The sequence below is a fragment of the Alloalcanivorax profundimaris genome (assembly GCF_015265435.1).
Classification (GTDB): Bacteria; Pseudomonadota; Gammaproteobacteria; order Pseudomonadales; family Alcanivoracaceae; genus Alloalcanivorax; species Alloalcanivorax profundimaris.
In genome coordinates this window covers 129,285-155,288 of sequence record NZ_JABJWH010000020.1, presented here as the reverse complement: position 1 = coordinate 155,288, position 26,004 = coordinate 129,285, and the positions used below count along the sequence as shown (strand labels likewise).

General features: G+C 68.2%; 26 protein-coding genes. 14 read left to right on the top strand and 12 right to left on the bottom strand.

The window, feature by feature from the left end:
• Nucleotides 1–44: 44 nt before the first annotated feature.
• Complete coding sequence (thrS, locus tag HMJ39_RS11090; protein WP_194297356.1) at nucleotides 45–1,961, bottom strand: threonine--tRNA ligase; 1,917 nt, start codon at nucleotides 1,959–1,961, stop codon at nucleotides 45–47.
• Between the two features lie 138 nt (nucleotides 1,962–2,099).
• Here thrS and HMJ39_RS11085 point away from each other — a divergent pair, with 138 nt between their 5' ends.
• On the top strand, nucleotides 2,100–3,665 hold the full coding sequence (locus HMJ39_RS11085) for an HD-GYP domain-containing protein (RefSeq protein WP_194297355.1): 1,566 nt from the start codon (nucleotides 2,100–2,102) through the stop codon (nucleotides 3,663–3,665).
• A gap of 12 nt (nucleotides 3,666–3,677) precedes the next feature.
• Nucleotides 3,678–4,901, top strand: coding sequence for an MFS transporter (locus tag HMJ39_RS11080; protein WP_194297354.1), 1,224 nt, complete (start codon nucleotides 3,678–3,680; stop codon nucleotides 4,899–4,901).
• A gap of 1 nt (nucleotide 4,902) precedes the next feature.
• On the opposite strand, the gene HMJ39_RS11075 is transcribed toward HMJ39_RS11080, so the two are convergent.
• Both HMJ39_RS11075 and HMJ39_RS11070 read right to left on the bottom strand, forming a co-directional pair.
• The gene (locus tag HMJ39_RS11075) at nucleotides 4,903–6,105 is read right to left on the bottom strand and encodes a GGDEF domain-containing protein (protein ID WP_194297353.1); all 1,203 of its coding nucleotides are present in this window, start codon (nucleotides 6,103–6,105) and stop codon (nucleotides 4,903–4,905) included.
• A 144-nt stretch (nucleotides 6,106–6,249) separates the two neighbouring features.
• Nucleotides 6,250–6,522, bottom strand: a complete 273-nt coding sequence (locus HMJ39_RS11070; protein WP_194297352.1) for an Arc family DNA-binding protein — start codon at nucleotides 6,520–6,522, stop codon at nucleotides 6,250–6,252.
• Between the two features lie 141 nt (nucleotides 6,523–6,663).
• On the opposite strand from HMJ39_RS11070, the gene HMJ39_RS11065 reads away from it, so the two are divergent.
• The gene (locus HMJ39_RS11065) at nucleotides 6,664–7,614 is read left to right on the top strand and encodes a LysR family transcriptional regulator (RefSeq protein ID WP_194297351.1); all 951 of its coding nucleotides are present in this window, start codon (nucleotides 6,664–6,666) and stop codon (nucleotides 7,612–7,614) included.
• 159 nt (nucleotides 7,615–7,773) lie between these two features.
• Here HMJ39_RS11065 and HMJ39_RS11060 read toward each other — a convergent pair whose 3' ends face one another.
• Nucleotides 7,774–8,685 carry a 6-carboxytetrahydropterin synthase gene (locus HMJ39_RS11060; RefSeq protein ID WP_194297350.1) on the bottom strand — a complete coding sequence of 304 codons (912 nt, stop codon included), beginning with the start codon at nucleotides 8,683–8,685 and terminating at the stop codon, nucleotides 7,774–7,776.
• Between the two features lie 192 nt (nucleotides 8,686–8,877).
• Here HMJ39_RS11060 and HMJ39_RS11055 point away from each other — a divergent pair, with 192 nt between their 5' ends.
• The 4 genes from HMJ39_RS11055 (at nucleotide 8,878) to HMJ39_RS11040 (ending at nucleotide 10,872) form a co-directional block, all read left to right on the top strand.
• Nucleotides 8,878–9,216, top strand: a complete 339-nt coding sequence (locus tag HMJ39_RS11055; protein ID WP_161384027.1) for a histidine triad nucleotide-binding protein — start codon at nucleotides 8,878–8,880, stop codon at nucleotides 9,214–9,216.
• A gap of 62 nt (nucleotides 9,217–9,278) precedes the next feature.
• Nucleotides 9,279–9,674 carry a hypothetical protein gene (locus HMJ39_RS11050; RefSeq protein ID WP_194297349.1) on the top strand — a complete coding sequence of 132 codons (396 nt, stop codon included), beginning with the start codon at nucleotides 9,279–9,281 and terminating at the stop codon, nucleotides 9,672–9,674.
• Nucleotides 9,671–10,273 carry a GNAT family N-acetyltransferase gene (locus tag HMJ39_RS11045; RefSeq protein WP_228462296.1) on the top strand — a complete coding sequence of 201 codons (603 nt, stop codon included), beginning with the start codon at nucleotides 9,671–9,673 and terminating at the stop codon, nucleotides 10,271–10,273. The genes HMJ39_RS11050 and HMJ39_RS11045 overlap by 4 nt, the downstream gene beginning before the upstream one ends.
• The gene (locus tag HMJ39_RS11040; RefSeq protein ID WP_194297348.1) at nucleotides 10,270–10,872 is read left to right on the top strand and encodes an acyl carrier protein phosphodiesterase; all 603 of its coding nucleotides are present in this window, start codon (nucleotides 10,270–10,272) and stop codon (nucleotides 10,870–10,872) included. The genes HMJ39_RS11045 and HMJ39_RS11040 overlap by 4 nt, the downstream gene beginning before the upstream one ends.
• Here HMJ39_RS11040 and HMJ39_RS11035 read toward each other — a convergent pair.
• Together HMJ39_RS11035 and HMJ39_RS11030 are read right to left on the bottom strand one after the other, a co-directional pair.
• Entirely contained in the window at nucleotides 10,859–11,692 is an 834-nt protein-coding gene (locus tag HMJ39_RS11035) for an SDR family oxidoreductase (protein ID WP_161384030.1), read from the bottom strand. The genes HMJ39_RS11040 and HMJ39_RS11035 overlap by 14 nt on opposite strands.
• 94 nt (nucleotides 11,693–11,786) lie before the next feature.
• Nucleotides 11,787–12,401 carry an alpha/beta hydrolase gene (locus tag HMJ39_RS11030; RefSeq protein WP_194297347.1) on the bottom strand — a complete coding sequence of 205 codons (615 nt, stop codon included), beginning with the start codon at nucleotides 12,399–12,401 and terminating at the stop codon, nucleotides 11,787–11,789.
• 23 nt (nucleotides 12,402–12,424) lie between these two features.
• Between HMJ39_RS11030 and HMJ39_RS11025 the strand changes: the two genes are divergently transcribed.
• Nucleotides 12,425–12,841 (top strand): 3D domain-containing protein, encoded by a 417-nt coding sequence (locus tag HMJ39_RS11025; protein WP_228462295.1) that lies wholly within the window; start codon nucleotides 12,425–12,427, stop codon nucleotides 12,839–12,841.
• On the opposite strand, the gene HMJ39_RS11020 is transcribed toward HMJ39_RS11025, so the two are convergent.
• The 4 genes from HMJ39_RS11020 to HMJ39_RS11005 all read right to left on the bottom strand — a co-directional run bounded on the left by HMJ39_RS11020 (nucleotide 12,838) and on the right by HMJ39_RS11005 (nucleotide 16,566).
• Nucleotides 12,838–13,599, bottom strand: a complete 762-nt coding sequence (locus HMJ39_RS11020; RefSeq protein ID WP_194297346.1) for an SDR family oxidoreductase — start codon at nucleotides 13,597–13,599, stop codon at nucleotides 12,838–12,840. The genes HMJ39_RS11025 and HMJ39_RS11020 overlap by 4 nt on opposite strands.
• On the bottom strand, nucleotides 13,599–14,543 hold the full coding sequence (locus tag HMJ39_RS11015; protein WP_194297345.1) for an alpha/beta hydrolase: 945 nt from the start codon (nucleotides 14,541–14,543) through the stop codon (nucleotides 13,599–13,601). Before HMJ39_RS11015 ends, HMJ39_RS11020 begins: the two co-directional genes overlap by 1 nt.
• On the bottom strand, nucleotides 14,527–15,981 hold the full coding sequence (locus tag HMJ39_RS11010; protein ID WP_194297344.1) for a flavin-containing monooxygenase: 1,455 nt from the start codon (nucleotides 15,979–15,981) through the stop codon (nucleotides 14,527–14,529). The genes HMJ39_RS11015 and HMJ39_RS11010 overlap by 17 nt, the downstream gene beginning before the upstream one ends.
• Nucleotides 15,982–16,095: 114 nt before the next feature.
• A complete protein-coding gene (locus tag HMJ39_RS11005; protein WP_194297343.1) occupies nucleotides 16,096–16,566 on the bottom strand; it encodes an LEA type 2 family protein in 471 nt (156 codons plus the stop codon).
• A 78-nt stretch (nucleotides 16,567–16,644) separates the two neighbouring features.
• On the opposite strand from HMJ39_RS11005, the gene HMJ39_RS11000 reads away from it, so the two are divergent.
• Complete coding sequence (locus tag HMJ39_RS11000; RefSeq protein ID WP_194297342.1) at nucleotides 16,645–17,175, top strand: macro domain-containing protein; 531 nt, start codon at nucleotides 16,645–16,647, stop codon at nucleotides 17,173–17,175.
• 65 nt (nucleotides 17,176–17,240) lie between these two features.
• A complete protein-coding gene (locus HMJ39_RS10995) occupies nucleotides 17,241–18,581 on the top strand; it encodes a nicotinate phosphoribosyltransferase (RefSeq protein ID WP_194297341.1) in 1,341 nt (446 codons plus the stop codon).
• A gap of 139 nt (nucleotides 18,582–18,720) precedes the next feature.
• Here HMJ39_RS10995 and HMJ39_RS10990 read toward each other — a convergent pair whose 3' ends face one another.
• Both HMJ39_RS10990 and HMJ39_RS10985 read right to left on the bottom strand, forming a co-directional pair.
• Nucleotides 18,721–19,755: a phospholipase A gene (locus HMJ39_RS10990; protein ID WP_194297340.1), complete on the bottom strand. Its 1,035-nt coding sequence runs from the start codon at nucleotides 19,753–19,755 to the stop codon at nucleotides 18,721–18,723.
• A 9-nt stretch (nucleotides 19,756–19,764) separates the two neighbouring features.
• Entirely contained in the window at nucleotides 19,765–19,953 is a 189-nt protein-coding gene (locus tag HMJ39_RS10985) for a Trm112 family protein (RefSeq protein ID WP_161384041.1), read from the bottom strand.
• A gap of 249 nt (nucleotides 19,954–20,202) precedes the next feature.
• Between HMJ39_RS10985 and HMJ39_RS10980 the strand changes: the two genes are divergently transcribed.
• From HMJ39_RS10980 to HMJ39_RS10965, 4 genes are all read left to right on the top strand, one after another.
• Nucleotides 20,203–21,999, top strand: a complete 1,797-nt coding sequence (locus HMJ39_RS10980) for an acyl-CoA dehydrogenase C-terminal domain-containing protein (RefSeq protein ID WP_194297338.1) — start codon at nucleotides 20,203–20,205, stop codon at nucleotides 21,997–21,999.
• 160 nt (nucleotides 22,000–22,159) lie between these two features.
• Complete coding sequence (locus HMJ39_RS10975; protein WP_194297337.1) at nucleotides 22,160–23,590, top strand: DUF945 family protein; 1,431 nt, start codon at nucleotides 22,160–22,162, stop codon at nucleotides 23,588–23,590.
• 52 nt (nucleotides 23,591–23,642) lie between these two features.
• A complete protein-coding gene (locus HMJ39_RS10970) occupies nucleotides 23,643–24,059 on the top strand; it encodes a YbaN family protein (RefSeq protein ID WP_161384044.1) in 417 nt (138 codons plus the stop codon).
• A gap of 42 nt (nucleotides 24,060–24,101) precedes the next feature.
• Nucleotides 24,102–25,877, top strand: a complete 1,776-nt coding sequence (locus HMJ39_RS10965) for an acyl-CoA dehydrogenase C-terminal domain-containing protein (protein ID WP_194297335.1) — start codon at nucleotides 24,102–24,104, stop codon at nucleotides 25,875–25,877.
• The last annotated feature ends 127 nt before the right edge of the window (nucleotides 25,878–26,004 follow it).

The window sequence follows — 26,004 nt, the reverse complement described above, 5'->3', positions numbered from 1 at the left end:
CCTTGCGGATCGCGACTGAAGTCGCTCCTACAACACCGGGGCCCTCAGATGGGTGCGCGGGTGGCCTCGGCCAGCTGCGCCACGGCGTCTTCCAGGGACAGCTCCTCGGTGTCCTTGGAGCCCAGGCTGCGGATTGCCACCTTGCGGTCCTCCGCTTCCTTCTCGCCCACCACCCAGATGCGCGGGGTCTTGCCCTTGGAATGCTCGCGCACCTTGAAGCCGATCTTCTCGTTGCGGGTGTCCAGTTCCGCCGGCACGCCCTTGGCCTTGAGCAGGGCCACGGCCTCGGCGGCGTAATCGTCCACCGCGTTGGTGATGGTGCACACCACCACCGGGGTGGGGGCCATCCACAGCGGCAGGTGGCCGGCGGTGGATTCGATCAGAATGCCCAGGAACCGCTCCAGGGAGCCCAGCACCGCCCGGTGCAGCATCACCGGCCGCTGGCGGGAGCCGTCCTCGGCCACGTATTCGGCGTCCAGGCGCTCGGGCAGCACGAAGTCCACCTGCAGGGTGCCGCACTGCCAGTCCCGGCCGATGGCGTCGCGCAGCACGAACTCCAGTTTCGGGCCGTAGAAGGCGCCTTCGCCCGGGTTCAGCTCGCACTCCAGGCCCAGGGACTCCACCGCGCCGCGCAGGGCGCCCTCGGCTTTGTCCCAGGTTTCGTCGGAGCCGGCTCGCTTCTCCGGCCGGTCGGAGAACTTGATGCGGAAGCTCTCGAAGCCGAAGTCCGTGTACACCTCGCGCAGCATCTGGATGAAGCCGGCGGTTTCCTCGTTGATCTGCCCCTCGGTGCAGAAGATGTGGCCGTCGTCCTGGCTGAACGAGCGCGCGCGCATCAGGCCGTGCAGAGCGCCGTGGGCCTCGTTGCGGAACAGGGCGGTGAATTCGCCCATGCGGATCGGCAGGTCCCGGTAGCTCTTGATGCCCTGGTTGAAGATCTGCACGTGGCCGGGGCAGTTCATGGGCTTGATCGCCATCTCCCGGTCATCGTGGGTGCAGACGGTGAACATGTCGTCGCCGTACTTGTCCCAGTGGCCGGATTTTTCCCACAGCACCCGGTCCATCATCTGCGGCGTGGCCACCTCGTCGTAGCCGTACTTGATCATCTTGTCGCGGATGTAGTTTTCCAGGTTCTTGCGCAGGCGCCAGCCCTTGGCGTGCCAGAACATGCTGCCCACCGCCTCCTGCTGGATATGGAACAGGTCCATCTCCCGGGCCAGTTTGCGGTGGTCGCGCTTCTCCGCCTCCTCAAGCTGCTTGAGGTAGACGTTGAGTTCCTTCTTGTCCCGCCAGGCGGTGCCGTACACCCGCTGCAACTGGGCGTTGTCGGCGTTGCCGCGCCAGTAGGCGCCGGCCACCTTCATCAGCTTGAAGCCGTCGCCCAGCTTGCTGGTGGAGGGCAGGTGAGGGCCCCGGCACAGGTCGATGAAATCGCCCTGGCGGTACAGGGAGACCTCCTGGTCGGCGGGCAGGTCGCGGATGATTTCCGCCTTGAACTCCTCGCCCTGGTCCAGGAAGAAGCGCACCGCCTCGTCCCGGTCCCACACCTCCCGGCGGATGTCCTCGTTGCGGCGCACGATTTCCTGCATGCGCTTCTCGATCGCCTTGAGGTCCTCCGGCGTGAACGGCTCTTCCCGGTGGAAGTCGTAGTAGAAGCCGTTCTCGATGGTCGGCCCGATGGTCACCTGGGTATCCGGGAACAGCTCCTGCACCGCCTCCGCCATCACGTGGGCGGCGTCGTGGCGGATCAGCTCCAGGGCGTCCTCGTGGTCCCGGGTGATGATTTCCACTTCGGTGCCATCCGTGAGCGGCAGGTAGACGTCCGTGAGGTGGCCGTCGGCCTTGGCGGCCAGGGCCTGCTTGGCGAGTTTCTTGCTGATCCGCTCGGCGATCTCCAGGGCGGAGGCCGGCTGATCAAACTCCATGGTTGCCCCATCGGGCAGTCGGTAGCGCACGCTCATGAATGAAAAGGGGTCCGAGGCTAAGGGTTGCGGAACCGAGGAATGGTAGGCAATCGCCCGGCGCCGTTCAAGCGAGGCCGCTTTACCGCCACGATGGGCTGTGCCTATGCTAGGCCGGCCTGACAACGGAATGACGCCATGAGCAAGCTGGAAAGGGTGCCCGGCACCCAGCTGCCGCCCCTGCTGCGGGTGGCTCGCCAGATCAACGCCCAGAGCGACCTGGCGCCGCTCTCCCGTACCGTGCTGGAGGAGGCGCTGGCCCTGGCCCGCGCCGAAGCCGGCGTGCTCTGGCTGCGCCGCGAGGAGCAACACCAGGAGTGGCTGGAGTGCGCCCGCCAGGCCCTGGACGGCGAGGAAGAGGGCGCCGACCCGGGCCCGGATCAGCCGCGCCTGCCGTTGGACGACGCCCACGCCGGCCACCCGGCGGTGCGCACCGTGCGCGGGGGCGAGGCGCTGCATCTCACCGCGCCGGCGCTGGACGACGAGGACCGGGCGCGGCTGGTGCCGGGCCTGGTGACCCGGGTGGTGTCGCTGCTGCTGGTGCCGCTGACCAACCACGAAGGCCGGGTGGTGGGCGTGCTGCAGCTGGTCAACGCTCGCGGTGAACAGGGCGCCGGGCCGTTCCCGGCCCGCACCCGGGCCCTTTTGGAAGCCCTCGGCGGCTACGCCGGCATCGCCCTTAACAACCTGATGCTGGTGCGCGAACTCAAGGATCTGCTGGACGCCTTCGTGAAGGTGTTCGCCCGCGCCATCGACGCCAAGAGCTCCCACACCAGCGCCCACTGCGAGCGCGTGCCCTTGCTCACCGAACTGCTGGCCCGGGCCGCCTGCGAGGACGGCGGCGAATTCGCCGATTTCCAGCTCGACGAGGACGAATGGTACGAGCTGCGGGTGGCCGCCTGGCTGCACGATTGCGGCAAGCTGGCGATCCCCGATTCGGTGCTCGACAAGGCCACCAAGCTGCACGGCCTGCATGACCGCATCGAGCTGGTGGCGGCGCGTTTCTCGGCGGCGCGCTCCGAGGTGGAGCGGCGCTACCTGCGTGATTGCCTGGAAGACCCGGAGCGGGAGCCGGAGCACCGCTTGCGCCGGCAGACGGACATCGATGCCCTGGAAGCGGACCTGACCTTCCTGGAGCGCATCAACATCGGCGGCGAAACCATGGCCGCCGAGGACGAGGCCCGGGTGCGGCGCATCGCCGAGCGCCCCTGGGTGGACGCCCGTGGTGAAACCCGGCCCCTGCTCAGCGACGATGAAGTGAGCAACCTCTGCATTACCCGTGGCACCCTCACCGAGGAAGAGCGGCGCATCATCAACAGCCACATGGACGTGACCCTGGACATGCTGGAGTCGCTGCCGTTCCCGCGCAAACTGCGGCGCGTGCCGGAGTACGCCGGCGGCCACCACGAGCGCATGGACGGCACCGGCTTCCCGCGCGAGCTGACCCGGGAACAGATGTCGATTCCGGCGCGCATCATGGCCATCGCCGACGTGTTCGAGGCGCTCACCGCCCGCGAGCGGCCCTACAAAACGCCGCTGAAAATCTCCGAGGCCCTGGGCATCATGCAGCGCATGCGCGATAATCGGCACCTTGATCCGGACCTCTACCGGCTGTTCCTGGACGCCGGCGTCTGGCGGGACTACGCCCGCGCCGCCCTGGATCCGGAGCAGCTGGACGTGGACGACCCCACGCCTTTCCGATAACGGACCCGACACATGTCATCGAACGCCGCGCCGGCGACGATGCCGTCCTGGTTGGTGCTGATGCTGGCCACCGCCTGCGGCTTGATCGTCGCCAATATCTATTATGCCCAGCCCCTGGTGGGGCCCATCGCCGAATCCCTGTCCCTGTCGCCGGGGGCCGCCGGGCTGATCGTCACCATGACCCAGGTGGGCTACGGCGCCGGCCTGCTGTTGGTGGTGCCGCTGGGCGACCTGGTGGAGAACCGCCGCCTGGTGATCTCGGTGGTGCTGCTCGCCGCCCTGGCGCTCACCGCCGCCCTGTTCGCCCATCACGCCGCCACCTTCCTGGCCGCCGCCCTGGGCATCGGCTTCGGCTCGGTGGCGGTGCAGATTCTGGTGCCCTACGCGGCCCACCTGGCGCCGCCGGAACGGCGTGGCCAGGTGGTGGGCACGGTGATGAGCGGCCTGATGCTGGGCATCATGCTGGCGCGGCCGGTGGCCAGCGCGCTCACCGAGGCGTTCGACTGGCAGGCGGTGTTCGTGCTCTCGGCGCTGCTGATGGTGGCGTTGAGCCTGGTGCTGGCGCGGGTAATGCCGGCGCGCCGGCCGCGTCCCGGCCCTGGTTATGGCGGTCTGTTGCTGTCCATGGGCTGGCTGCTGCGTCACACCCCGATCCTGCGCCGGCGGGCCCTGTATCAGGCCTTCCTGTTCGGTGCCTTCAGTCTGTTCTGGACCGCGGTGCCGCTGCTGCTGGCGAGCCCGGTGTACGGTTTCAGCCAGGGCGGCATCGCCCTGTTCGGGCTGGCCGGCGTGGCCGGGGCGGTGGCGGCGCCCATCGCCGGGCGCCTGGCGGACCGGGGCTTCACCCGTCCGGCCACGGTTTCCGCCATGCTGATTTCCAGCGCCGCCTTCGGCCTGACGCTGCTGGCGGAGCCGGGCTCGACCCTGGCGGTGGCGTTGCTGGTGATCGCGGCGGTGGTGCTGGATTTCGGCGTGTCCGCCAATGTGGTGCTCGGCCAGCGCGCCATCTACGGCCTGGGCGACACCTACCGGGGCCGCCTCAACGGCCTCTACATGGCGACCTTCTTCACCGGTGGCGCCCTGGGGTCCGCCGTGGGCGGCTGGTCCCAGGCCCATGGTGGCTGGTCGCTGACCGCCACCATCGGCGCGTTGCTGCCGCTGGCGGCGCTGGGTTATTTCCTCACGGAGCTGGCGCTGGGGGTGCCGGAGCCGGCCTGGCTGGACGGCGAGGCCTGATTCACAGGGCCAGCACGCGGCCCTGGTCGTTCATGTAGGCCACCTGATTGCGGCCGGCGCCCTTGGCCTGATAGAGCGCCTCGTCGGCGCATTTGATCAGGGTGTTGGCATCGGCGGCGTGCTCCCCGGCGCAGGTCACGCCGACGCTGATGGTCACCACCTGGCTGACCCGGGAGCCGCTGTGCGGCAGGCCCAGTTGCTCGATGCGGGTGCGCATGCGTTCGGCCACCACCAGCGCATCCTTGAGGCTGGTGTTGGCCAGCACCACCATGAACTCCTCGCCGCCGTAACGGGCCACGAAGTCCTTGTCGCCCTGGGTCAGCGAGCGCGGGATGGAGGCCACCGCCTTGAGGCATTCGTCGCCGGCGAGATGGCCGTAGGTGTCGTTGTACTGCTTGAAGAAATCGATGTCGAACAGCAGCACGCTGACCCGCTCCTTGCCGCCGCCACGGCTGAATCCGTGCAGCAGCTCGTCGAGCCGGCTTTCCATGCCGCGCCGGTTGAGGCAGCCGGTGAGGCCGTCCACGGTGGCCTGGCTCTCCAGCACCCGGTTGGCGGAATGCAGTTCGTCGCGGTGCTGGAACAGCACGTTCTCGGACAGGAAGTGCTGGCGCAGCAGGCGCTCATAAATGTACTGGCCGAACAGGCTCATGCTGGCGCTGGACAGCGACAGCAACAGCAGCACCATGGCCAGATCGTCGCCGGTGCGCCCTCCCTGGTAGAGGCTCGCCGCCAGCGCGCCGATCATCACCACGCTGCCGGCCACCGCCCAGTAGAACGGCACCCGTAGCAGTACCGACATCAGCAGGATCGCCAGCGGCGTTTGCAGGAACAGGCTGAACGCCAGGGGGTGGTCCACGGTGAGCGCCATCCAGTCGCCGGTGAGCGCCACCGCCAGGGCCAGGGCCATGCTCAGCCCGTGCAGCCAGCGCCGCCACTCGCCGTGGCGCGCCACCAGGGCGGTGGCCACCGCCAGCATCAGGCACAGCAGGCGCGGCCGCCAGGTGCTGGCGGCCACCTCCGGTGACATGGAGAACTCCAGGGCCAGCGCCAGGGACAGCAGCACCACCACGTTGAGCGCCGCCCACGGCGCCACCCTGGCCACGCTGTCGCGGAAAAAATCGGTGAAGTCCCGTTCAAGCGGGCCCGGCAAGCGCAGATGCCAGGGCAGGCGGATGTCGCTGCCGCTGGGCAATCCGCTCATCCGATGAGATTCGTCCTTCAACTGCGTTCCATCCCTCCGACGTGTCCACCCCCGACGGGCGGCCGCCGTTTTCTTCGGCGTCTACGAAACCTGGTTAAAGAGTAACAGCATTGAACGGTCCAATGCGCGTTCGATGATCGGGGTTCAGTCGAGCAGGGCGAGCAGGGCCTGGCGCTTGGCCGGGGGGAGGCCCCGGAAACGGTCGAGCAGGTAGCACTCCTCGTCGCCGGCGGGGGCGGCATGGCGCGCCACCGGCAGGGAATCGGGCCAGTGGCCAAGGCTGTGCTGAAGGCGCGCGACGATCTCCGCGTTCATGCTGCGGTGGCCGAGGCGGGAGGCGGCGGCGATATGGTCGCGCATGCCGGCCGGAAAGCGCACCACGAATTTCTCGATGCGGGGCTGTTCCTGCTGATTCATAATCCCTACTGCTTTTGGGGGGAAATCAGCACCATACGCATTTATTTGCGATGCCGCGATGCCCGTGAAGGGTCTTCGGTCAAGAAAGCGACCTGGTTAACAGTTAGGGTTTCGCCGGTTTCACGGGTTATTATTCAGGCCATGAATCTCGCCAGCGCCGATCTTAATTTGCTCAAATACCTGGACGTTCTTCTGCGCGAGAAGAACGTGACCCGCGCCGCCGAGCAACTGGGTATCACCCAGCCGGCCATGAGCAACAGCCTCAAGCGCCTTCGTCTGATGTTCGGCGACCCGCTGCTGATCCGCACCAGCGAGGGCATGACCGCCACCGACCGGGCCCAGGAGCTGCAACCCCTGGTGCGCCAGCTGATCGCCCAGGCGGAATCCCTGTTCACCCCGGAGGACGGCTTCCAGCCCTCGGACAGCCGGCGGGTGTTCCGCATCATGACCAGTGACTACGCCGAGGCCACCCTGGTGCCGCACATCGTGCGCCGCCTGCGCGAGGAAGCGCCCAACGTGGTGCTGGACTTCCTCACGCCCTCGGACGTGAGCTACCCGGACATGGAGCAGGGCCGGGTGGACATGGCCCTGAACCGCTTCAACGAGATTCCCGGGTCCTTCCACCAGGTGACACTGTGGCGCGACACCTTTTCCTGCCTGCTCAACCGCGACAACCCGATCGCCGAGAACTTCGACCTGGACAGCTACCTGTCCGCCCAGCACATCTGGGTGTCCAAGACCGGGTTCGGGGTCGGTTTCGGCATGAATCCGGAGAAACTCGGCGGCCTGGGCTGGATCGATCACGCCCTGCAGCGGCTGGGGCGCAGCCGCAAGATCAGCATCTTCACCCGGCACTACCAGATGCCGGCCCTGCTGGCCATGAACAACGACCTGGTGGCCACCCTGCCCAGCCGGGTGGCGCGCATGCAGCTGCAGAACGACAACCTGGTGATCAAGGCGCCGCCCTTCGAGATCCCCGAGTTCGAGCTGAAGATGGCCTGGTCGCCGCTACTGCACCACAACACGGCACACCGCTGGCTGCGCCGCCTGATTCAGGAAGAAACCGAGAGCATTCTTGCGCAAACGCCCTGAAAATCAGTTGAGAGTTGACGGTTGACAGTTGGCAGTTAAAACCAAAACAACGTTGCGGAAAGGCATGGCGTTTATCCATTCCCCGCGAAAACCTGGTTGCCGTGCATTGTTTTCACCATCAACTGTCCACTATCAACTGCCAACTGGTTCTCCAGTGCGTCACAGCACTGAAGAGCCAGTAAGCCAGCCGCCTTTGGCGCGGCCCGGGTTGTCCTCGCCGGCCTCGGCGATGGCGCCCTTGCCCACGCCCTCGAAGGCGCGCACCCGGAAGCGCTTGCCCGGCGCTTCCCGGGCCAGTTCCCCGGCGATGTGCCCGGCCAGATTCTCCACCGTGGAGTCGTGGTCCACCAGGTAGCAGTGGTCCTCCGGGATCACCAGCTCGAAGTGGCCCTGGTCGGCGTCGTAGCGGAACCGGTGGTGGGGGACCTCGTCCACGTAGTAGGTACCCTCCAGGTCGTCCTCGGTGCCGATGTAGATGTCTTCCCAGCGGTCCGCCCAGAGCTTTTCCCAGTAGCGGCTGCGGCGGCCGTTCTCGAAAATCTGGATGCCGGAACGGTGGCCGTGGGCGATGCGCTGGCAGTTGCCGTCGTGCTTCTTGAGCCCGTGGGAATAGTGGTAGAAGGGCGCCGTGCCGGTGTCCTCCTCGCGCAGGATCACGCGCACCTCGGCCACGTTGGCCGGCACCGTCTCCTGGATCAGCTCCATCAGGTAGAGCGTCACGCCGGCCTTGGAGATTTCCATGCCCGGCAGGCCGAGCACCGCCGAGGCCGGCGACACCATGCGGATCTCGCCGGCCAGGTAGCGCCAGGCCAGGCTCAGGTGACCGTCGTCCCGTTCGTGCAGATCCAGCTGTTCGCTGTCGCGGGGCACCAGCAACCGGTGATCGACGCGCTCGTCGACGGTGCGTTTGACGGTTTTCTTGATGTGGCCGAAGTCGAACACCATGCCCTGGGCATCCAGCTCGCCGGACAGCTCCAGATCCACGATCCACGACTCGCCGACCATGCCGCGCTTGGCGTGGAGATAGGAAAAATCCACCACGGTCAGGTTTTCAACGAACAACGTGGCCATAAGGTCTCGTCGGGTTAAAGGGTGGGTGAAGTCAGGGCGCCATTATAGTCAGTCGGGCCGCGCGGACTCACCCCGGGTTTTGTAAATTGCTGGCGCCGCATGGTCGGGGTGTGATCGGGATCATGATCGACGTGAAGGCCGCCGTGTTCTATCGTTGGGCCTTTCCGATCCTGGGAGTCTGGAGACGCGGCCATGAGTGAAACGATTTTTTCCAAGATCATCGACCGGGAAATCCCCGCCGACATCATTTACGAGGACGACCAGTGCCTGGCGTTCCGGGACATCAATCCCCAGGCGCCCACCCATTTTCTGGTGATTCCCAAGAAGCCCATCGCCAAGCTGTCCGACGCCGGCGGCGAGGACAAGGAACTGCTCGGCCATCTGCTGCTGGTGGCCGGCCAGGTGGCCGGCGACGAAGGGCTCGAGGATTTCCGCCTCAACGTGAACAACGGCGCCGGCGCCAGCCAGACCGTGTTCCACCTGCACGTGCATGTGCTCGGCGGCCGTCCGTTCTCCTGGCCGCCGGGCTGAACCTTCGGCCCCCGGCGCCGGTCCATGGACACTACCAACAACAATAATCAGGAGTGCCTGCTATGCAACGATGGATCCTTGCCCTGCTTACCCTGTCCCTGGCCGGCCCGGCCCTGGCGGTGCCGCCGGAGAACCCGGATCAGGTGAACGGCATGATCGATGACCTTGAAACCCTGGCGGACCAGGGCCGCGCCCTGAAACAGGGCCTGGACCCGGCCGACCAGGCCGCCGTCGAGGCCTGCCGGGCCGAGCACGGTGCCCTCCAGGAGCAGGCCGTGGCCCTGCGCGATAGCGCCGCCAAGCTGCCCCAACTGGCCTACCGGGTGAACCTGACCATGGCGGCCAGCGCCGCCGCCGGCTGCGTGGCCTGTGACCAGGGCGCCGACCAGTGCGATTCCGTGGCGCCGGCCCTGGACCGGGTGCGCCATCAGCTGAACGCCCCGGCGGAAAAGCAATGACCGTGGCCCGCTGGATCGAACCGGTGGTGCTGGAAGGGGAGCGGGTGCGCCTGGAACCCCTGGACCACGAGCACGCCGACGATCTGGCGCTGGCCTGCCAGGACGGCGAACTGTGGAAGCTCTGGTACACCTTCGCGCCGTCCCCGGAGCGGGTCGGCGACTACATCGCCGAGGCGCTGGCCGGCCGCGAGCGGGGCGAGCTGCCGTTCGCCGTGCGCCACCGGGACAGCGGCCGGGTGGTGGGCAGTACCCGCTTCTTCCGCGTCGATGAACAAAACCGCCGCCTGGAGCTGGGCCACACCTGGTACGCCCGCCGCTGCCAGCGCACCGGCCTGAATACCGAGTGCAAATGGCTGCTGCTGCGCCACGCCTTCGAAACCCTGGACGCCATCGCCGTGGAGCTGCGCACCCACTGGCACAACCGCGCCTCGCGGGCGGCCATCGCGCGGCTCGGCGCCAAGCAGGACGGCGTGCTGCGCAACCACACGGTGAGCGCCGACGGCGTCTACCGGGACACGGTGGTGTTCTCGATCATCAATCACGAATGGCCGGCGGCGCGCCAGAACCTGCGGTTCCTGATGGAGCGGGGCGGGGCGTGAACTACTTCGCCCACCTGGCCCTGGCCCGGCCCACGCCGGCCTCCAAGGTCGGCAATCTGCTGGGCGATTTCATGCGTGGTGTGCGCGAGGACGAGTTGCCGGCGCCGGTGCGCCAGGGCCTGCGCAACCACCGCCTGGTGGACCGCCTCACTGACCACCACCCGCCGGTGCGCGACAGCCGCCGGCTGTTCGCGGCGCCGCGCCGGCGTTTCGCCGGCGTGGCCCTGGACGTGTTGTTCGATCACTTTCTGGTGCGTCACTGGGCACGCTTTCACGACCGGCCCCTGGACGCCGCCCTGGACGACGATTACCGCCTGCTGCGCGCCGGCGAGCCGTTGATGCCGGCGGACATGCGCGCGGTGGTGGACCGCATGGTCAGCCAGGACTGGATCCGTCGCTACGCGGAGCTGGACACCGTGGGCCGGGCCCTGGACCGGATCGCCGCCCGGGTGCGCTTCGCCAACCGCTTCCAGGGCTGCCAGGTGGACATCGAGCGCCACTACCGGGAGCTGGAAGCGGTGTTCCTGGACCTCTACCCGCGCCTGCAACGGGCGGTGGCCGAGCAGGCGCTGGAGGCGTCCGGCCCTACAGAGGGTTGATGCCGAGCAGCGCCATGCTGTCCTGGTAGAGCCGTTCCGCCACCTTCTTGTTGCGCGCCCGGGGCGAGCGGGCGGCCGGGCCCTTGGCGTCGAAGTAGCCGCCGGTGACGCCGTCCAGGGCCGGGTCCAGGGCCAGCCGCGTCGGCAGACGGGCGGCCTTCTCCGGCGTGGTCAGGGTAGGGCGGATCAGCTTCATCAGCAGCTCCGGCGCGTGGCGGAAGATGGGCGTGTCCACGCCGCCGGGGTGCAGGGCGTTGCTGGTGATGTCCTGGCCGGCCAGGCGCTGGGCCAGCACGTCGCTGAACAGGATATTGCCCAGCTTGGACTGGCCGTAGGCGTCCATCACCAGGTAGGGGCGGCGGCCGCGCCAGGTGCGCGAGTTGATGCGCCCCAGCCAGTGCGCCACCGACGCCACGTGCAGGATCCGCGCCCCCGGGCGTTGCTGGAGCAGCGGCAGCAGCAGGTGGGTGAGCAGTACCGGCGCCAGGTAATTGACGCCGAACTGCATCTCGAAACCGTCGGCGGTGAACTGCTGGCGGTCCGGCACCACGCCGGCGTTGTTGATCAGCACGTCCAGGCCGTCCAACTCGTCATTGAGGCGCCGGGCGCAGCCGCGCACCTTGGTGAGATCCGCCAGATCCAGCTCGAACAGCCGCACCCGGGCGTCGGGCTGGTTGTGCTTGATACGCGCCAGGGCCGCCTGGCCCTTGGCCTGGTCGCGGCAGGCGAGAATCACCTCCGCCCCCTGGGCGGCCAGTTGCTCGGCGGTGCACAGACCGATGCCGGAATTGCCGCCGGTGATCAGAACCCGTTTGCTCATGGTGTCGCGGTCTCCTTTCCGTTGGGCTTGGTACCGTCGTAAGCCTAGCAAATTCGGCGCCACCAACCGGGACAATAACGCCGCCGCCGGGCCGTCATTCCGGCAACCGCGCCGGTGGCAGCCAGTCGAGGATGGCGTCCGTCACCCGCGACCAGTGGCGGCCCTGCAGCAGCAGGTGAGGACCGTCCTCGAAGAACCGGTAGTCGCCGTGCCCGCCCAGGTGGCCGTTAAGCCGGCGAATGCCCACCGCCGGCACCGAGGTGTCGCGGCCGCCGTAGCGCAGTCGAATCCCCTCGCGCACCGCCGGGGCGGCGAGAATCAGCCCGTCCACCGGCAGGTCCGGGTGACGGGCCGCCATCAGCATGGCCACGGCGCCGCCCAGGCTCTCGCCGAGCAGGTACAGCGGCCGGTCCGGGTAGCGTTCCGCCAGTTGCCGGGCCAGGCCGGCGGCGTCGTCCACCAGGCGGGCCTCCCCGGCCCAGCGGTCGTTCAGGTTGCGGGTGCCGAAACCGGCCTGGTCGAAGGCGTACACGCTGTACCCGGCCTCGGCCAGGGCCGGCGCCGCCAGATTGAAGGCGGCGGCGTGGTCGCCGAAACTGTGCAGAGCGAGAATCACGCCGTGCGGCTCGCCGGCGGCCGGCCACACCCGGGGCTCCAGGGGCGGCGGGATGGGCGGAGCACCGGCGCAGGCGGACAGCAGGAACAGCATCAATGGCCACGAGAGGGTTCGTAATGACGTCATCGACGCAGTCTGGCGAAGGGCGGGTGAAGAGCGGGTTCAGGGCGCTGGCCCTGGTGGCGCTGTGGCTCGGCGCCGGCCCGGTGACGGCGGATTCCTTCGAAGCGAAGGCCAGCGTCACCGCCACCGCCTTCAATTCCCTGCGCGGTCAGGGCGCCGGTGATGATCACAGCCTGGCGGCCTGGGGCGACACCCTGGTGCCCGGCATGAAAGCCATTGCCGTGTCCCGGGATCTGCTCGGCCAGGGGCTGGATTACGGCACCCCGGTGCGCATCGAGGGCCTGGACGGCATCTGGTACGTGCGCGACAAGATGCACCGGCGCTGGCGCAACAAGATCGATATCTACATGGGCGAGGACCGCGACGCCGCCCTGGAGTGGGGCCGGCGCCGGGTCACCATCCACTATTAGGGCCGGCTCAGCCAGCGCATCAATTCCCGGGTGGCCCGGCGCGGCGTCAGCTTTTCCATCAGCACGGTGAGCCGGAACGGCAGCCCCACCGGGGTGTGCACCCGGTCGCTGTCCAGGGCGCGCTCCGCCGCCACCGCGATTTCCTCGGCGCTCAGCTTCACCCCCATGCGCTTGACCACCGGCGCCTGGAAGGCCTGGTCGCGGACCATGGGCGTGTCCACGAACGGCGGCATCAGGTCCTGCACGCGGATGCCGTGGCGGCGCCATTCCAGGTCCAGGGCCTCGGTGAGGCCGCGCACCGCGAACTTGGACGCCGAATACACCGCCAGATGCGGCACGCCGTAAAGCGCCGAGGCGGAGCTCATGTTCAGCACGTGGGGCCGGTCGGCCCCTTTCAGGTGCGGCAGGCAGGCCAGGCACATATTGAGGGTGCCCTGCACGTTGATCTCCAGGGTGCGCCGGTGCAGCTCCGGGTCCACTTCCTCCACGAACCCCATGCGCAGAATGCCGGCGGCGTTGAACAGCACGTCCAGGCCGCCGGCCTGGGCCGCGAAGGCATCCGCCGCCGCCCGGCAGGCGGCCGCGTCGCGCACGTCCAGGGCCCGCGACCAGGTGCGCTCGCCGAGCTCCGCTTCCACCGCTTGCAGGGCCTGGGCGTTCATGTCCAGCAGGCCCACGGACCAGCCCCGGGAGTGGAAGCGCCGGGCGGTGGCCAGGCCGATGCCGCTGGCGGCGCCGGTGATCAGGATATGGCTCATCAGGCGCGCTCCCCGGCGGCGGCCAGGTGGCCGGTCAGGAAGGCGCGGATGTCCGCCAGTGCCCGGTCGGCGTCGGCGAGCACGCCGCCGTGCAACTGGAACACGTGCCAGCGGCTCGGGAACAGCTGGTAGCGGGCCTCGGTGTCGGCGTCGTCCAGGGCGTCCGCCAGCCGCTCGCTGTCGGCGCGCAGGATCTCATCACCGCCGCACTGGATCAGCAGCGGCGGCAGGCCGTTCAGTTCACCGTGCAGAGGCGAGGCGGCGGCGCCGTCGCGGCGGCCCCGGGCGTAGGCGTCGGCGGCGGCGTTCAGCCAGGGCAGGCTGAGCATGGCCTCGCCGGCCACCCGGTCCGGGGTGTGGGCCAGGGTCAGATCCACCCAGGGCGAGAGCAGCACCCCGGCGGCGGGCAGTGGCAGGCCGCCGCCGTCGCGCAGGTGCTGCAGGAACGCCAGGCTCAGCCCGCCGCCGGCGGAATCCCCGGCCACCGCCATGCGCGCCGGCTCGTGGCCCTGGTCGAGCAGGCTCCGGTACACGGTGATGGCGTCGTCCAGGGCCGCCGGGCAGGGCGCCTCCGGCGCCAGCCGGTAATCCACCACCATCACGGTGGCGTCCAGGTCCCGGGCCAGGCGGGTGGTCAGGGCCCGGTGGGTGCCCGGGCCGCCGCTCACGTAGCCGCCGCCGTGCAGATACAGCAGGGTGGCGGCGCGGCCCTCGCCGACCACCTCCACCGGCACGCCGCCGAAGCGGGTGCGCCGGCGCGGCACGCCCCGGGCGGGCAGGGTGGCGCGGGCCACCGTGGCCAGCCAGCGGCGCTGCAGGCCCACCGGAGCGCGGGCCTGGAAAGCGGGGCTGAGCAGGGTCTTGAGGCTGCCGCGCAGGGTGGCGGCGATCAGGCGTTGCGACGGGCTTTCCGCCACGCCGCCCTGTTCACGGGTGCAACTCATAATCGCGAGGGTCCAGTCGTCGGGTCCGGCGCCGGTAGCGGAAGGTGAAGCCGGGCCAGTTGTTGGTGTTCTTGCCGCTTTCGGTCTTGTACCAGCTGTCGCAGCCTTGCCCCCAGACGCTGTCGCGCAGGCGCGTCTGGATGTCGCGGTTGAAGCGGTCCTGGACCTCGGCGTTCACTTCCAGGCCGCCCACTCCGGGGCGCTCCATTTCTTCCAGGGCGCTGAGCACATAGGCGATCTGCGATTCCAGCATGTAGACGATGGAGTTGTGCCCCAGGTTGGTGTTGGGGCCGTACAGCATGAACAGATTCGGGAAGCCGTGCACGGTGATGCCCAGGTAGGCCTCGGCGCCGTCCCGCCAGGCTTCGTTCAGGTCCCGGCCCCGGCGGCCCTGGATGGTCATCGGCGCCAGGAAGTCGGTGGCCTGGAAGCCGGTGCCGAAAATCAGCACGTCGGCGTCGTGGTGCTGGCCGTCCGCGTCCACCAGGCCGGTTTCGTCCACCACCGCCACGCCGCCGGTGCGCACCTCGATGCCGAAGCGTTCGATGGCCTGGAAATAATCGTTGGAGATCAGGATGCGCTTGCAGCCCATGGGGTAATCCGGCGTCAGCTTCTCGCGCAGCACGGCGTCGCTGATGGTGCGCCGCAGGTAGCGCTGGAACAGCCACTGATAGACTTTCATCACCCCCTGCAGGGCGGTGAAGCCCAGTACCCGGGTTTCGTTCTGGGCATAGACCCGGGCCCGGTCCAGCGTTTGCAGCCAGGGCCACCGGGCCATCAGCCGCTGCTCCAGGGGGGAGTAGGGGCGGTCCGGTTTGGGGATCACATAGGCGGCGGAGCGCTGGAACAGCTTCACCTGGCGGGCCTGTTTCGCCACTTCCGGCACGAACTGGATGGCGCTGGCGCCGGTGCCGACCACCGCCACCGTCTTGCCGGCCAGGTCCACGCCATGGTCCCAGCGCGCGCTGTGGAAGACCGGGCCCTGGAAACGCTCCAGCCCCGGCACCCGGGGCCAGGCCGGCCGGTTGAGCTGGCCGGTGGCGGTGATCAGCGCGCGGGCGGTGAGCTCCCCCTGGTCGGTTTCGATCCGCCACAGGCCGGCGTCCTCGTCGAAGCGGGCTGCGCGGACCTCGGTGCCCAGGCGCAGGTGGCGCTCCAGGTCATGGTCGCGGGCGCAGCGCTTCAGATAGTCGAGGATTTCCGCCTGGGGCGCGAAGCGCCGCGACCAGTCGAATTTGCGGGCGAAGGAAAAGGAATACAGATGGGACGGCACGTCGCAGGCGGCGCCGGGGTAGGTGTTGTCCCGCCAGGCGCCGCCCACCTGGTCCGCTTTCTCGAGGATCACCAGCGAATGCCGGCCCCGTTTTTTCAACTCGATGGCCATCCCCAGGCCGCCGAAACCAGCGCCGATGATGGCAACCTGAAAGTCCGCTTGCATGGAAAGGGTCCCTGCTAGAAAGCCTCACTGTAGCCCGCCGCCTGGCGCCGGGGGATGACCGGAACGCTCGGCCCGGTGGCCGCCCGGGTCAGTTCGCGGCCCGGACCACCGGCCCTAGCGCGGCGGCACCGTGTCCGGCAGCCGGAACTCGCCGCGCTGATCGAAGCTCAGTGGCAGGGCCAGGCCCTTGACCCGGGCGGTGCCCTTGATCCGGTAGTCCAGCGGCGCGCCCGGGTCCTGCTGCAAGGCTTTCAGCTTGCCCAGGGTCTGCATCAGGCTGGTGGTGATGCGGGTGCTCACTAGGGCGTCGCCCATGGCTGGCAGCGTCACGTTGTCGCCGGTGAGCCCGCGAGCCAGCTTCTCGCCGTTGACGAACAGCTCGTAGTCCAGGCTCTTCAGCGTCAGCTCCCGGTCGTTGGGGTTGCGCGCGCGCAGTACCACCTGCCACTGTTGTTCGAACACGCTGACCTGCTCCAGGCGGATGCTGGACAGGTTCACCTCCGGGGTTTCCAGGCCACTGAGAGTCTGGCAGGCGCCCAGCAGCATCAGCAGTCCCAGAACGCCGAATCGGGCCAGGATTCGCATAGCTATCTCCGTGCAGTGATGACAAGTCCCCCGCCCGCGGATGATACCCTACGCGGGCGGCAATGCCAGGAACCGAACATGACCCGCTTCACGATTGAATGTCGCCAGGGCGACATCGCCAACCAGACCGACATGGACGCGGTGGTCAACGCCGCCAACGCCCTGCTGCGCACCGGCGGTGGCGTGGCCGGCGCCTTGCACCGCGCCGCCGGGCCCGGCCTCGCCGAGGAGTGCGCGCCCATGGCGCCCATCGAACCCGGCCAGGCGGTGATCAGCGGCGGCCACCGGCTGCCCAATCGCCACGTGATCCACTGCCTGGGCCCGGTGTATGGTCGCGACGAGCCCGCTGATCGGCTGCTCGCCGACTGCTACCGCAACGCCCTGCGGCTGGCCGAGGCGCGGGGCCTGGAAAGCGTCGCCTTCCCGGCGCTGTCCACCGGCGCCTTCGGCTATCCGCTGGCGGAGGCGGCGCGCATCGCGGTGACCACGGTGGCCGCCGAGGGCGCCGCCCTGGAGCGGGTGAAGCGGGTGCGCTTCGTGCTGTTCGACGACGCCGCCCTGGCCGCCCACCGCGAAGTGCTCGACCAACTGCCCGGTCAACGGGCTTGAAAAGCGCCGCCGCCGGCGCAATTCATGGCGGTGCCGCGATGACTGTATAGCCAAAGGATGCGCCGATGACCGCTGTCTGGCCCCGGGTGGACGAACTGGGTCTGCTCACCGATCTGTACGAACTGAACATGGCCCAGGCTTACCACCTGGACGGAAAAAGCGGCGAGGCGGTGTTCAGCCTCTTTTACCGGGTGCTGCCCGGGCAGCGCAATTACGTGGTGGCCTGCGGCCAGGAGCACGCTGCCCGGCTGATCACCGAACTGCGTTTTCCCGAGGAGCAGGTGCGCCGCCTGGCGCCGTTGGGTTTCCGCGATGAATTCCTCCACTGGCTGGCGGATTTCCGCTTCAGCGGCGAGGTGCGGGCGGTGCCCGAGGGCTCCCTGGTGTTTCCCCAGGAGCCGCTGCTGGAGCTGCGTGCCCCGGTGGCCGAGGGGCAGCTGCTGGAAAGCCTGCTGATGAACTACGTGAACCTGGAAACCCTGCTCGCCTCCAAGGCCGCCCGGGTGGTCCAGGCCGCCGCTGGTACCCCGGTGCTGGATTTCGGCATGCGCCGCATGCACGGCCTGGAGGCCGCCTGGCGCAGCGTGCGCGCCTACCGGGTGGCGGGCATCGGCGCCACCAGCAACGTGCTTGGCGGGCTCAGCTTCGACCTGCCCCTGCGCGGCACCATGGCGCACTCCTACATCCAGTCCTTCGACCGGGAAATCGACGCCTTCCGCCGCTACGCCCGGGACTACCCGGGCACCACCCTGCTGGTGGACACCTACGACAGCCTGGCGGCGGTGGACAAGGTGATCGGCCTGGTGCGTGACGAGGGCCTGGACGTGGGCGCCGTGCGCATCGACTCCGGCGATCTGGTGGCCCAGGCCCGGGCCGCCCGGGACAAACTCGACGCCGCCGGCCTGAACGGCGTGCGGGTGGTGGTCAGCGGCGGCCTGGACGAATGGAAGGTCGCCGATCTGGTGGCCGCCGGCGCCCCCATCGACGGCTTTGGCGTGGGCACGGAAATGGGCTCGGTGGCGGACGCCCCGTCCCTGGACTTCGCCTACAAGCTCACCGAATACCAGGGCCGCCCGCGCCTCAAGGCGTCGCCGGGCAAGCCCATCTACCCCGGCGCCAAGCAGATCTGGCGCCACTATGACGACCACGGCCGGCTGGCCGGCGACACCCTCACCGGCGCCGAAGAGGAACGGGACGGTCAGCCGCTGCTGCGCACCGTGGTGGCCAACGGCGAGCCGGCGGTGCCGGCCCCGGACGCGGACGCCGCCCGCCGGCGGCTGGCCGGAGAGCTGGCGGCCCTGCCCGACGCCTGGCGCGGTACCGCCCGCGCCGAGCGGCCCTACCCGGTGACTTTCAGTGACCGCCTCCAGGCCTTGCGCCAGCGCACCCTGGACGAGCTCGCCTGAACGCTCTCACCAGGGAATCTCCTTGCCGCCCCAGGCCAGGACGTGGCCGCTGAATACCCCCGCCAGCCTGCTTCCAGCGGCCTGCTCCACGACACCCTGGACCGCCGCGATCCGGAGCATCCGCCCGCGCCGGGCCGGACTAGAGGGTATCGGTGAGCAGAATGCCCAGGCTGAAGCGGGTCTCGTAGTCGTCGTAGTTGATCATCGAGTCGCCGTAGCCGGTGAACACCTGCACCAGCCCCTTGAAGCGCTCGTTGATGGGGAAGGAATAATTGACCCGGCCGGCGCCCTTGTTGTCCGAGCGCAGGTTGTTGCGCACCATCACTTCCAGCACGTGGTTGCCGAACGCGCGTCCGACTTCCAGCTCGAAATGGCCCATGTATTTTTCAATGTCCGGGTTGTTGTCGCCGCGCGGGTCCAGCGGGTAGTCCTTGTCGTCTTCCGGAATCCGGTACCAGGGCATCAAGGACACATAGTACGGGCCGATCTGGGAAATGTGGCGCAGGTAGAGACGGTTCCAGCTCCGCGAGGTGGGTTCATCCCGGCCGTTGGAATCGTGACGGAAACCGAATGTCATCAGTTTGGTTTTCACCGGGCCCAGTTCCCAGTCCAAGGGTTTGGCGACGAAGATTTCCGGGGTGAAATTGATTTCCCGGAACGGGCTCGACTCGCTCTTGTTGTAGGCCTGCCAGAAAAACAGCCCGGTGAACGCCATGTACAGGGTGCTGCCGTCCCAGAAATCGTCGTAGAGCGGCGCCTTCAGGGAAATCTGGAACTTCACTTCCTGGGAATCAAGGTTCTGGCCCTGGCGGTCCGGGTCGTTCCATTGCGGGTTCGACCAGTGGCTGTAGGGCATCAGGTAGTTGCGCCGGTGCGGGGTGATCACGAAGGGGTTGTCCTGGCTGGAGCGTTCCAGGGCCAGGCGCGTACGCAGGGCGTCCTCGTGGGCGGAGCGCTGTTCCGGCCGCTCCTCGTTCTCCAGGCACCAGCCGCGCAATTGGGCGGCGGTGATATTGTCGGCGGCGTCCCGGGCGGCGCGCAGCAGGCAGTCGTTCTGCTTCTGCTCGCGGGTCATGGTCTGGTCGGCCTCCGGCACCGGGGGCCGGTCCTCTTGTTCGGCGGCGTGCAGCGGCGCCGCCAGGGCCAGCAGCAGGGCGAGCAGCGAGCGGGTCATGGCCGGTCCTTACAGTGAGCGCAATTCGTCGTCGTCGAGGGTGCGGGCTTCCTCTTCCAGCATCACCGGGATGCCGTCGCGCACCGGGTAGGCCAGGCCGCTGGCCTTGCATTTGAGTTCCTCGCGCTGCTCATCGTAGATCAGCGGCGCCTTGCTCACCGGGCAGACCAGGATATCCAGCAGATTGGGGTCGATCATGGGAGTGCTCCTGTTGGCGAACCCAAGAATAGGAAGGCTTCGGAGGCGGACTATACCAGTCTTGTCCGACAAAAGTGATTTCAAACGCTTGTTTGACTTGTGGGTCACAAATAGTTGTGGGCAGCGGCTCCGGGGCACGGCTACCATTTGTCTCCCTGACGATGGACCCGCCCCGCCCGCTGCCTGTGTCTCAGCCCGTTCCGGGGCCGGTTTTCCCGCTTCCCACAGAGTGTTTTAGGGAGACCTGACATGCCCGATTACAAAGCGCCCCTGCGCGACATGCGTTTCGTGCTCAACGAGGTTCTGGATCTGGATGGCCACTACGCCAAACTGGGTCTGGAAGAGGTTAACAGCGAACTGCTCAACGCCTTCCTCGAGGAAGGCGCCAAGTTCGCCGAAAACGAACTGGCTCCCCTGAACCGCTCCGGCGATGAGGAAGGCTGCCACTTCGAGAATGGCGTGGTGACCACGCCGAAGGGCTTCAAGGAAGCCTACGCCAAGTACGTGGAAGGCGGCTGGCCGGCCATGGGCGGCGACCCGGAATTCGGCGGCCAGGGGCTGCCCGGCTCCTCCAGCATCGCCATCTCCGAGATGACCGGCACCGCCAACTGGTCCTGGAGCATGTACCCGGGCCTGTCCCACGGCGCGGTGGCCACCATCGAGGCCCACGGCACCGACGAGCAGAAGAACGCCTACCTGCCCAAGCTCACCAGCGGTGAGTGGACCGGCACCATGTGCCTGACCGAGCCCCACTGCGGCTCCGACCTGGGCATTCTCAAGACCAAGGCCGAGCCGCAAGGCGACGGCTCCTACGCCATCACCGGCACCAAGATCTTCATTTCCGCCGGTGAGCACGACATGGCCGAGAACATCGTGCACATCGTGCTGGCCCGTCTTCCCGATGCGCCCAAGGGCACCAAGGGCATTTCCCTGTTCATCGTGCCCAAGTTCCACACCGACGGAAACGGCGGCGTGGGCGAGCGTAACGGCGTGACCTGCGGCTCCATCGAACACAAGATGGGCATCAAGGCTTCCGCCACCTGCGTGATGAACTTCGACGGCGCCACCGGCTACCTGATCGGCCCGGAGAACAAGGGCCTGAACTGCATGTTCACCTTCATGAACTTCGCCCGCCTGGGCACCGCCATCCAGGGCGTGGCCCACGCGGAACTGGGCTTCCAGGGCGGCCTGGCCTACGCCAAGGAGCGCCTCGCCATGCGCAGCCTGGCCGGCCCCAAGAACCCGGACGGTCCGGCGGACCCGATCATCGTGCACCCGGACGTGCGCCGCATGCTGCTCACCTCCAAGGCCTTCGCCGAAGGCGGCCGGGCGCTGGTGTACCTGTGCGCCCAGCTTGGCGACCAGGTGAAGCTGGCCCAGGACGACGAGGAGCGCAAGCAGGCCGATGACCTGATGGCCCTGCTCACCCCGATCGCCAAGGCGTTCGTTACCGAAGTGGGTCTGGAAGCCGCCAACCACGGCGTGCAGATCTACGGCGGTCACGGCTTCATCCGCGAATGGGGCATGGAGCAGAACGTGCGTGACGCGCGCATCTCCACCCTCTACGAAGGCACCACCGGCATCCAGGCCCTGGACCTGCTGGGCCGCAAGGTGATGATGACCCAGGGTCAGGCCCTGCGGAACTTCACCAAGATCGTGCACAAGTTCTGCGAAGCCCACGGCGACAACGCCGACCTCAAGGAGCTGGTGGAGCCGCTGGCCGCCTACAATAAAGAATGGGGCGAGATGACCCAGGCGGTGGGCATGCAGGCGATGCAGAACCCGGAATACGTGGGCGGCGCCGCCGTCGACTACCTGATGTACTCCGGCTACGTGACCCTGGCCTACCTGTGGGCGCGCATGGCCGCCAAGGCTCAGGAGCAACTGGCCGCCGGCGCCGGCGACGAGGACTTCTACAAGGCCAAGATCAGCACCGCCCGCTTCTACATGAAGCGCATCCTGCCGCGCGCGGCGGGCCACAAGGGCGCCATCGAAGGCGGTCTCGACTGCATGATGGAGCTGGACGCGGAGCACTTCGCGTTCTGATCCGGCCCCGGCCCGCACGGAGAAAACCCGCCAATCGGCGGGTTTTTTTCGTTAAGGCCGTTGCGGAATGGAGGATGGCTTACAGGCGAGATGGCGAAATGCCGGTATAGTGGCCCCGGGTACAAGAAAATGGATACAAGAGAACCATCCTGGGGGAACAATGAAAAAAATCATCCTCGCCATCCTGGTCCTGGGGGGACTGTGGCTTGGCGGCACCTATGTGATCGGCCAGACCGTTGAGAGCCGCCTGCGCCAGCAGGTGGCCGACCTGGAACTGATTCCGGGCTCCGATCTGGTACGTCTGGAACTCAGCCATTACGACGCCGGCCTGCTCGGCGCCGAGGCGCGCACCTGCCTGGTGCTCCACCGGCTGCCGCCGGATCTGGCCCAACTGGAGGCCTTCTCCGGCACCCTGTGCGATCGCGCCGAGATCCGCTTCGGGCCGCTGCTGTTCACCGACGACGGCCCGGCCCTGGGGCTCGCCTACGCCCGTGGGCGGCTCGATCTGAGCGGCCTGCCGGAGCCGGTCACCGCCATGGTCGACCAGGTGTTCCAGGGCCAGCCGCCGGTCACCGCGCGCACCCTGTACCGCTTCGACGGCGGCCTGCGCGTGCGCGCCGCGGTGACGCCGTTCCAGGTGTCCTCGGCGGCGGGCCGCGCCTCCCTGGGGCGGCTGACCCTGGACGTCCGTTCGCCTCGGGCGGACGCGGCCACCGGGCGCTTCTTCATCACCGGCCGGGATCTTCAGGTGGGCGGCCCCTTGGGCGCCGCCACGCTGCCCGCTCTGGATGTGGACATCACCGTCAGCGAACTGCTCGGCGACGTGCTGCCGCTGATGGACATGACCCTGGCCGCCACCGGCCTGAGCATGACCCGGGGCGGCCGCGAGCAGTTCACCGGTGATCTGACCCTGCGCACCCGCTCCCGGCGCCAGGGCGACACCCTGGCCGGTGACCTGGGCCTGTGGCTGGACGGACTGGGGGGCGACGCGGTGCCGGCGGCCCTGGCTTCCGGCTACCTGGGGCTCGCCTACCAGGGCATCGACAGCGCCGCCGCCGTGCGCGCCCAGCGCCTGTCCCGGGAACTGGACCGGCTGCGCATCGAGATGATAGTGGGCGCCCTGGCCGACGACCAGGTGGCTCTGGAAGCCAACGCCGCCCAGGCCCGGCAGCTGGGCGAGGAACTGGTGACGGTGCTGACCCGGGAGCTGCTGCGCCCGGACCGCAGCGGCCTGACGATGCTGGCGGTGCTGGACGGTGACAAGGGCCGCCCGCTGACCCTGGATGGCCGCCTGGACTACCGTGGCCTGGACGGTCTCAACGCCAGCCTGGCGGAGCTGCGGATGCTGCCGCCGGCGGGGCTGCTGCGGCTGGTGGACCTGGCCCTCAACCTGGACGCCGATCCGGGGCTGTTGCCGCCGCCGCTGCGCGCCAACCTGGCCGGGCCCATGCAGGCCGGGCTGGTGGCGCACCGGGACGGCCGCCTGGTGTCGCGGCTGATGGTGCGCGACGGCGCCTTGACGGTGAACGGCGAGCCCCTGGCGCCAGCGGCGCTGATGGCGCCGGGCGCGGACCTGTCCGCGGGCCCCTGAGCAACCGGCGCCGCCTTTGCCGGCGCGCCCGGGGCATGCTGTAATTCCGCCCATGATCAGGGTGTTTTTATGGCGCGCCCTGGCGCTGCTGTGCGTGGCCCTGGGGCTGGTGGGCGCGGTGGTGCCGGTGATGCCCACCACGGTATTCATGCTGGTGGCCGCCTGGGCGGCCACCCGGGGCTGGCCGCGCCTGGAAACCTGGCTGCTGGACCACCCACGCTTCGGCCCGCCGGTGCGTCAGTGGCGGGAACAGCGCGCCATGAGCCGCCGGGCCAAGTGCGCCGCCTCCACCATGATGCTGATCAGCATCGGCCTGATCACCCTCTCCGAGGTGCCGAACGCGGTGAAAATCGGGGTGCCGCTGTTCCTGTGCGCGCTCATGCTGTGGATGTGGCGGCGCCCGGAACCGCGCCCGTTGGATGAACGGCGGGTCACAAATAAACGTTTACGGCCCGTTCGCCGGGACTAAACTATCGTCCCGCAACGCAAGCCAGTTTCGGGAGATTCACCAATGGCCACCTACAAAGCGCCGCTGGACGACATGCGGTTCATTCTGAACGACGTGTTCCAGGCCGACCAGCTCTGGGCGTCCATGACCGCCACCGCCGACGTGACCCGGGATCTGTCCGACGCGATCCTGGACGAGGCCGGCAAGATGGTGGAAAACCTGCTGTTCCCGCTCAACCGCGACGGCGACGAAGAGGGCTGCCACTTCGACAACGGCGAGGTGACCACCCCGAACGGGTTCAAGGAAGCGTTCAAGACCTACGCCGAAAACGGCTGGACCGCGTTCTCCGGCAATCCGGAGTTCGGTGGCCAGGGCATGCCCAAGTCCCTGGCGGTGCTGTTCGAGGAGATGATGCACAGCGCCAACTCCTCCTTCGCGCTCTACCCGGCGCTCACCAACGGCGCCACCCTGTGCCTGGACGCCCACGCCAGCGACGAACTCAAGCAGGCTTATCTGCCCAAGCTCTACAGCGGCGAATGGACCGGCACCATGTGCCTCACCGAGCCGCACTGCGGCACCGATCTGGGCATCATGCGCTCCAAGGCGGTGCCCGCCGATGACGGCGCCTATGCCATCTCCGGCACCAAGATCTTCATCACCGGCGGCGAGCACGACCTGGCGGACAACATCGTTCACCTGGTGCTGGCCAAGCTGCCCGACGCGCCGGCCGGTTCCAAGGGCATCTCCCTGTTCCTGGTGCCCAAGTTCCTGCCCGACGCGGACGGCAACCCGGGCGCCCGCAACGGCGTGGCCGCCGGTTCCATCGAGCACAAGATGGGCATCAAGGGTTCCGCCACCTGCGTGATGAACTTCGACGACGCCAAGGGTTGGCTGATCGGCGAGCCCAACCAGGGCCTGGCCGCCATGTTCACCATGATGAACTACGAGCGCCTGTCCATCGGAATCCAGGGCCTGGGCCTGGGCGAGGTGAGCTACCAGAGCGCCGCCGACTACGCCCGCGAGCGCCTGCAGGGCCGCGCCGCCACCGGCGTCCAGAACGAAGGCGGCAACGCCGACCCGATCATCGTGCACGGCGACGTGCGCCGCATGCTGCTGACCATGCGTGCCCTCAACGGAGGCGGTCGCGCCCTGTCCACCTACGTGGGCATGGAACTGGACAAGGCCAAGTTCTCCGAGAACGACGCGGAGAAGAAAGCGGCCCAGGACCGGGTGGCGCTGCTCACCCCCATCGCCAAGGCGTTTTTCACCGACCGCGGCTTCGACACCACGGTGATTGGCCAGCAGGTGTTCGGCGGCCACGGTTACGTGCGCGAGTGGGGCATGGAACAGTTCGTGCGCGATTGCCGCATCTCGCAAATCTACGAAGGCACCAACGGCATTCAGGCGCTGGATCTGGCGGGCCGCAAAGTGACCCGCAACGGCGGCAAGTACGTGGACGCCTTTCTGGCCGACGTGCGCGGCTGGATCGATGACAACGCCAACGAGCAGGGGCTGGACAGCATCCGAGAACGGCTGGTGGCCGCCGTGGATTTGCTGGAAAGCACCACCGCCGAACTGCTGCGCCAGGCCGGTGACGACCCGGATATGGTCAACGCCAGCGCGGTGGAGTATCTGGATTTGTTCGGCTATGTCACCTACGCCTGGCTGTGGGCGCGCATGATGGTCACCGCCGCGCAACGGGACGACGACTTCGGCCGCGCCAAGCTCACCGTGGGGCGTTTCTACTTCGAGCGTCTGTTGCCCCGTGCCGGCGCCCTGGCCGAACAGATCAAGGCCGGCCCGGCCACCCTGATGAGCCTGGACCAGGACCTGTTCTGAACCGACAACTCCGACCCTCTGAAGAAGCGGCCTCCGGGCCGCTTTTTTTGTTCTTTATCCCGCCCCATGGGACGAAATCACTGACATAAACCCTGTCATCCCCGGGTCACCACTCTGCAACAGGCGG